The sequence below is a fragment of the Streptomyces sp. UNOC14_S4 genome (assembly GCF_020740835.1).
Taxonomy (GTDB): Bacteria; Actinomycetota; Actinomycetes; order Streptomycetales; family Streptomycetaceae; genus Streptomyces.
The window spans coordinates 1-6274 of sequence record NZ_JAINFC010000444.1; the positions used below are offsets into that span (position 1 = coordinate 1).

A 6274-nucleotide genomic window follows, 5' to 3' on the forward strand; every position below is an offset into this window, starting at 1 on the left:
CCCGCGCCGCCGCGCCGTCCGCAGGGCATCGGCCCCCGCCGGTGCCCCCAAGGCCGCCGAGGTCGCCGCTGTCGAGGCCGCTCCGGTTGCCGAGGCGGCTCCGGTTGCCGAGGAGGCCCCGGCCGCTCCTGCCGCCGAGGACGTCAAGGCCGCCAAGCCCGCCCGTACGCGCCGTCGCGCCACCCGGACGGCCGGTACGCCCGGCACCGCTGTCCCGGCCGCCGAGGCCCCCGCCGCCGAGCCCATGGCGGAGGAGCCGGAGGAGCTCGAGGAGCAGGCTGAGGCCGAGGAGCCCGAAGAGACGCAGGAGCCGCAGCAGGTCGAGGAGGCGCCCGTCGAGGCACCCCGTCGCCGTACGCGTGGCCGCCGTCGCGTCGTCGAGGCCGCCGAGACCAGGGCCGAGGCCCCCGTCGAGGCCGCGCCTGCCGCCGCGCCCGTCGAGGCCGCCGCTGCCGAGGCCGCTCCCGCCGAGGCGCCCGCGCGTGGCCGCCGTCGTGCCGTGCGGCCGTCGGTGGCCGTCTTCCAGGCGCCGGTGTTCACCGAGCCGATGTTCCAGACGCCGGAGACCGCCGCTGCCGCTGCCGCCGCTTCCGTCGAGGAGGAGGCCGAGGCCGAGGCCGAGGTCGAGGCGGAGGTGCCCGCGCGGTCCCGTCGCCGTCGCCGCCGCCGTGGCGAGCCCGCCGAGGCCGAGCAGGCCGTGCCGGAGGTGACCACGGAGGAGGCCGAGCCCGAGGAGGCCGCCGCTTCCGTCGAGGAGGAGGCCGAGGGCGAGGAGGAGTCGGAGCGCCCGTCGCGCCGTCGTCGCCGTGGCGGCCGCCGTCGCCGGCGTGGTGAGGCCGAGCTCGAGGGTGCCGAGGACGAGTACGCCGCCGAGGGCGAGCAGGAGCCCGAGGGCGCCGAGGAGGAGCAGCCGGAGGAGGAGTACGGCGAGGAGTCGGCGTCCGCTGGCAGCCGTCGCCGTCGTCGTCGCCGTCGCCGCAGCGGCGAGGCCGCCGAGACCGAGCCGGGCACCGACGAGCCGGAGCGCACCGTCGTCAAGATCCGCGAGCCCCGCAAGCGCGAGGAGCGCGAGCCCGGCACGGGCTTCGACGAGGTGCAGTCCATCAAGGGCTCCACCCGTATGGAGGCCAAGAAGCAGCGCCGCCGCGAGGGTCGTGAGCAGGGCCGCCGCCGTGTGCCGATCATCACCGAGGCGGAGTTCCTGGCGCGCCGTGAGGCCGTCGAGCGCGTGATGGTCGTACGTCAGAGCGGTGAGCGCACCCAGATCGGCGTGCTGGAGGACAACGTCCTCGTCGAGCACTTCGTCAACAAGGAGCAGGCCACCAGCTACGTCGGCAACGTCTACCTGGGCAAGGTCCAGAACGTGCTGCCGTCCATGGAGGCCGCCTTCGTCGACATCGGCAAGGGCCGCAACGCCGTCCTGTACGCCGGTGAGGTCAACTTCGAGGCGCTCGGCATGGGCAGCGGCCCGCGCCGCATCGAGACCGCGCTGAAGTCCGGCCAGTCCGTGCTGGTGCAGGTCACCAAGGACCCGATCGGCCACAAGGGCGCCCGCCTGACCAGCCAGGTCTCGCTGCCGGGCCGTTACCTGGTCTACGTGCCCGAGGGCTCGATGACCGGCATCAGCCGCAAGCTGCCCGACACCGAGCGCGCGCGCCTGAAGCAGATCCTCAAGAAGATCGTCCCCGAGGACGCGGGCGTCATCGTCCGTACGGCCGCGGAGGGCGCGAGCGAGGAGGAGCTGGCGCGCGACGTCCAGCGGCTCCAGGCGCAGTGGGAGGAGATCCAGCGGCGGGCGAAGAGCGGCAACGCCCCGACCCTGCTGTACGGCGAGCCGGACATGACCGTCCGCGTCGTGCGCGACATCTTCAACGAGGACTTCTCCAAGGTCATCGTGAGCGGTGACGACGCCTGGGAGACCATCCACGGCTACGTCTCGCACGTCGCCCCGGACCTGGTCGACCGGCTGCAGAAGTGGACGTCGGACGTCGACGTCTTCGCCACGTACCGGATCGACGAGCAGCTGATGAAGGCGCTGGACCGCAAGGTCTGGCTGCCGAGCGGCGGCTCGCTGGTGATCGACCGGACCGAGGCGATGGTCGTCATCGACGTCAACACCGGCAAGTTCACCGGCCAGGGCGGCAACCTGGAGGAGACGGTCACCAGGAACAACCTGGAGGCGGCCGAGGAGATCGTGCGCCAGCTGCGGCTGCGCGACCTCGGCGGCATCATCGTGATCGACTTCATCGACATGGTGCTGGAGTCCAACCGGGACCTGGTGCTGCGCCGTCTGCTGGAGTGCCTGGGCCGCGACCGCACCAAGCACCAGGTCGCCGAGGTGACCTCGCTGGGTCTGGTCCAGATGACCCGCAAGCGGGTCGGCCAGGGTCTGCTGGAGTCGTTCTCCGAGCCGTGCGTGCACTGCAACGGCCGCGGTGTGATCGTCCACATGGACCAGCCGTCGTCCGTCGGCGGTGGCGGTGGCGGTGGCGGCAAGCGCGGCAAGAAGAAGGGCAAGGCCCAGCCGCACGAGCACGAGCACGTGACGCCGGAGCCGGTCGTCGAGGAGGCGGCCCCCGCGGCTGCCGAGGCGCCGGAGCTGGAGCCGGTCGTGGTGACCGAAGCCGAGCTGCAGCCGTCGGTCGGCGGTGACGAGGAGTGGTTCGGCAGCCCGGCCGAGGCCGAGGCGGCGGCCGCCAAGCGCGGTGGCCGTACGCGCCGCCGGGCGACCCGCAAGGTGACCGCTCCGGCGGGCTCGCCGAAGGGCGCCGAGAAGGCCGTGGAGCCGGTGGTCGTGGCCGCGGAGCCGCAGCCGCAGCCGGAGGCTGTGGCCGAGCCGGTGGCCGAGCCGGTCGTGGAGGCTCCGGTCGAGGTCGAGGCCCCGGCCGAGGCTCCGGTCGAGGCGCCCGTCGAGGAGGCGGCTCCGGCCGCCGCTCCGGCCCGTACGCGTCGTCGGGCGACCCGTAGGGCGTCCGCTCCGGCGGGCTCGCCCGCGGCGACGGACGAGTCGGTGGTCGTGGTCACCGCGGCCCCGGCCGCGGAACCGGTGACCGCAGCGGTCGCCGAGCCGATGGCCGAAGCGGTCGTGGAGCCGGTCGTGGAGCCGAAGCCCGAGGTCGAGGCCGAGGCTCCGGTCGAGGCCGCTGCCGAGGCGGTCGCGGAGTCCGAGTCGGAGTCCGAGTCCGAGGCGGAGGCCCCGGTCCCGGTGAAGAAGACGACCCGCAAGACGGCCGCGAAGAAGACCACGGCCAAGAAGGCACCGGCGAAGAAGGCGACGACCACGAAGAAGGCCGCCGCCAAGAAGACGACGACTGCCAAGAAGGCCACGGCGAAGAAGACGACGGCCAAGAAGACGACGACGAAGAAGGCCGCCGCCAAGAAGGTGGCGGAGCCGGCCGCGGCGGCGTCCTCGGAGGACTGAGGCCCTCCTCCCTCCCAGGGGCTCCGCCCCCGGACCCCCGGCTTCGGCCGGGTGGTCCGGGGGCGGGCCTTTTTGCCTACGGGGCTGCCTCTGCGCTCGGCGCGCGGCTGCGGGCCCGTCCGTGGCTGGCCGCGCAGTTCCCCGCGCCCCTTACGGGGCGGCTGACGAGGTGCGCCCCATCAGGGGCGCGGGGAACTGCGCGCTCAGCCCCCACCGGGCCGCAGGCGCAGGGCGGGCTCAGGGCGCACCCCCGTAGGCGGAGCGGGAGCGCGACCGTGGGCAACCACAGCGCGCCAGGGAATACCCCTGGTTTGACCCTGGAAAACCGGTCCCGTAACCTTTTCAATCGGTGTCTGTACACCACCCCCTGAGCACATCCCTTCAGGCCCGGCGGGTCTGGAGAGGCCGCTCGTCCACTCGGATGAAGCGCGGGCCCCGGCCCGTGTCTGAGCGGCTGGCGTCAGAGGTCCCTTTACTAGCGAGAGAGTGAGTTCCGCGTGTACGCAATCGTGCGCAGCGGTGGTCGCCAGCACAAGGTTGCTGTTGGTGACATCGTCGAGGTTGACAAGATTTCCACCGGCAAGGTGGGCGACGCGGTCGAGCTCTCGACGCTGCTCGTCGTCGACGGTGAGTCCGTCACCAGTGACCCGTGGGTCCTGGCGGGCATCAAGGTTCAGGCCGAGATCGTGGACCACCACAAGGGTGCCAAGATCGACATCCTGAAGTACAAGAACAAGACCGGTTACCGCAAGCGCATCGGTCACCGTCAGCAGTACACGGCCGTGAAGATCACCGCCATCCCGACGGCTGCCAAGTAATTAGAGGGGACTGAGACTAAATGGCACACAAGAAGGGCGCATCGTCCACCCGGAACGGTCGCGACTCCAACGCCCAGCGGCTCGGTGTGAAGCGCTTCGGCGGTCAGACCGTGCTCGCCGGTGAGATCCTGGTCCGCCAGCGCGGCACCCACTTCCACCCGGGCGCGGGCGTCGGCCGCGGCGGCGACGACACCCTGTTCGCGCTGCAGGCCGGTGCGGTGCAGTTCGGCACCCACCGTGGCCGCAAGGTCGTCAACATCGTTCCGGTTGCCTGATCCAGGCTTTCCGTAGAGCGATCTGACGAGGGCGGACCTTGTTTCCCTGCGGGGAAGCGGGTCCGCCCTCGTTGCGTTACAACAGAGACATTCCCGAAGCACCAGGAGGAACGCTGCTATGACCACCTTCGTGGACCGCGTCGAGCTGCACGTCGCCGCGGGTAACGGAGGCCACGGCTGCGCCTCCGTGCACCGCGAGAAGTTCAAGCCGCTCGGCGGCCCGGACGGCGGCAACGGCGGCCGTGGCGGCGACGTGATCCTGGTCGTCGACCAGTCCGTCACCACGCTGCTCGACTACCACCACAGCCCGCACCGCAAGGCCACCAACGGCAAGCCGGGCGAGGGCGGCAACCGCTCCGGCAAGGACGGTACGGACCTCGTCCTGCCCGTTCCCGACGGCACCGTCGTCCAGGACAAGCACGGCAACGTGCTCGCCGACATGATCGGCCAGGGCACGCGCTTCATCGCCGCACAGGGCGGCCGCGGCGGCCTCGGCAACGCGGCGCTGGCCTCCGCCCGCCGCAAGGCCCCCGGCTTCGCGCTGCTGGGCGAGCCCGGCGACCTCGGGGACATCGTCCTGGAGCTCAAGACCGTCGCGGACGTGGCTCTCGTGGGTTACCCGAGCGCGGGCAAGTCCTCGCTGATCTCCGTGCTCTCGGCCGCCAAGCCGAAGATCGCCGACTACCCCTTCACGACGCTCGTCCCCAACCTGGGCGTCGTCACCGCCGGTTCGACGGTCTACACCATCGCCGACGTCCCCGGTCTGATCCCCGGCGCCAGCCAGGGCAAGGGCCTGGGCCTGGAGTTCCTGCGGCACGTCGAGCGCTGCTCGGTGCTGGTGCACGTGCTCGACACGGCCACGCTGGAGTCCGACCGCGACCCGCTGAGCGACCTCGACGTGATCGAGGCCGAGCTCAAGGAGTACGGCGGCCTGGAGGACCGGCCGCGCATCGTCGTCCTCAACAAGGTCGACATCCCGGACGGCCAGGACCTCGCCGACATGATCCGGCCGGAGCTGGAGTCCCGCGGTTACCAGATCTTCGAGGTCTCCGCTGTCTCCCGGCACGGCCTCAAGGAGCTGTCGTTCGCCCTCGCGAACATCGTCTCCGAGGCGCGCGCCGCGAAGCCGAAGGAGGAGGCGACCCGCATCGTCATCCGTCCGAAGGCCGTCGACGACGCGGGCTTCACCGTCACCCTGGAGGAGGACGGCCTCTACCGCGTGCGCGGCGAGAAGCCGGAGCGCTGGGTGCGCCAGACCGACTTCAACAACGACGAGGCCGTCGGCTACCTCGCCGACCGCCTCAACCGCCTCGGCGTCGAGGACGAGCTCCTCAAGGCCGGCGCGCGGGCCGGTGACGGCGTCGCGATCGGCAGCGAGGAGGACGCGGTCGTCTTCGACTGGGAGCCGACGATGGCCGCCGGCGCGGAGATGCTCGGCCGCCGCGGCGAGGACCACCGCTTCGACGCCCCCCGCCCCGCCGCGCAGCGCCGCCGCGACCGCGACGCGGAGCGCGACGACGCGGACCGCGAGTACGACGAGTTCAACCCGTTCTGACGGGTCTAGGAACGCCTGAAGGGGCGGACGGGGTTTCCCCGTCCGCCCCTTTGCGTACGTGGGGTAGCGCGCCCCTTTAGGGCAAGGCCGTGAAGTTATGGGCTGATGGGCCCTGTCAACAGGATGTCGATGCTGATGGTGGCTTTGTAGGTGCGTCGGTCCACGCGCAGGCTCTTGTATGCGTAGCGGGACAGTGGTCGCTTGA

4 protein-coding genes are annotated in these 6274 nt (G+C 71.8%); all 4 read left to right on the forward strand.

The features are described from left to right. The coding region (locus K6I34_RS29040; protein ID WP_229330365.1) for an Rne/Rng family ribonuclease at positions 1-3421 on the forward strand (3421 nt) is incomplete at its 5' end. 497 nt (positions 3422-3918) lie between these two features. Then, positions 3919-4239: a 50S ribosomal protein L21 gene (gene rplU / locus K6I34_RS29045; RefSeq protein WP_229330367.1), complete on the forward strand. Its 321-nt coding sequence runs from the start codon at positions 3919-3921 to the stop codon at positions 4237-4239. 20 nt (positions 4240-4259) lie between these two features. Next, a complete protein-coding gene (gene rpmA / locus K6I34_RS29050) occupies positions 4260-4514 on the forward strand; it encodes a 50S ribosomal protein L27 (RefSeq protein ID WP_114036862.1) in 255 nt (84 codons plus the stop codon). Positions 4515-4632: 118 nt separating this feature from the next. Continuing rightward, complete coding sequence (gene obgE / locus K6I34_RS29055) at positions 4633-6069, forward strand: GTPase ObgE (protein ID WP_229330369.1); 1437 nt, start codon at positions 4633-4635, stop codon at positions 6067-6069. The last annotated feature ends 205 nt before the right edge of the window (positions 6070-6274 follow it).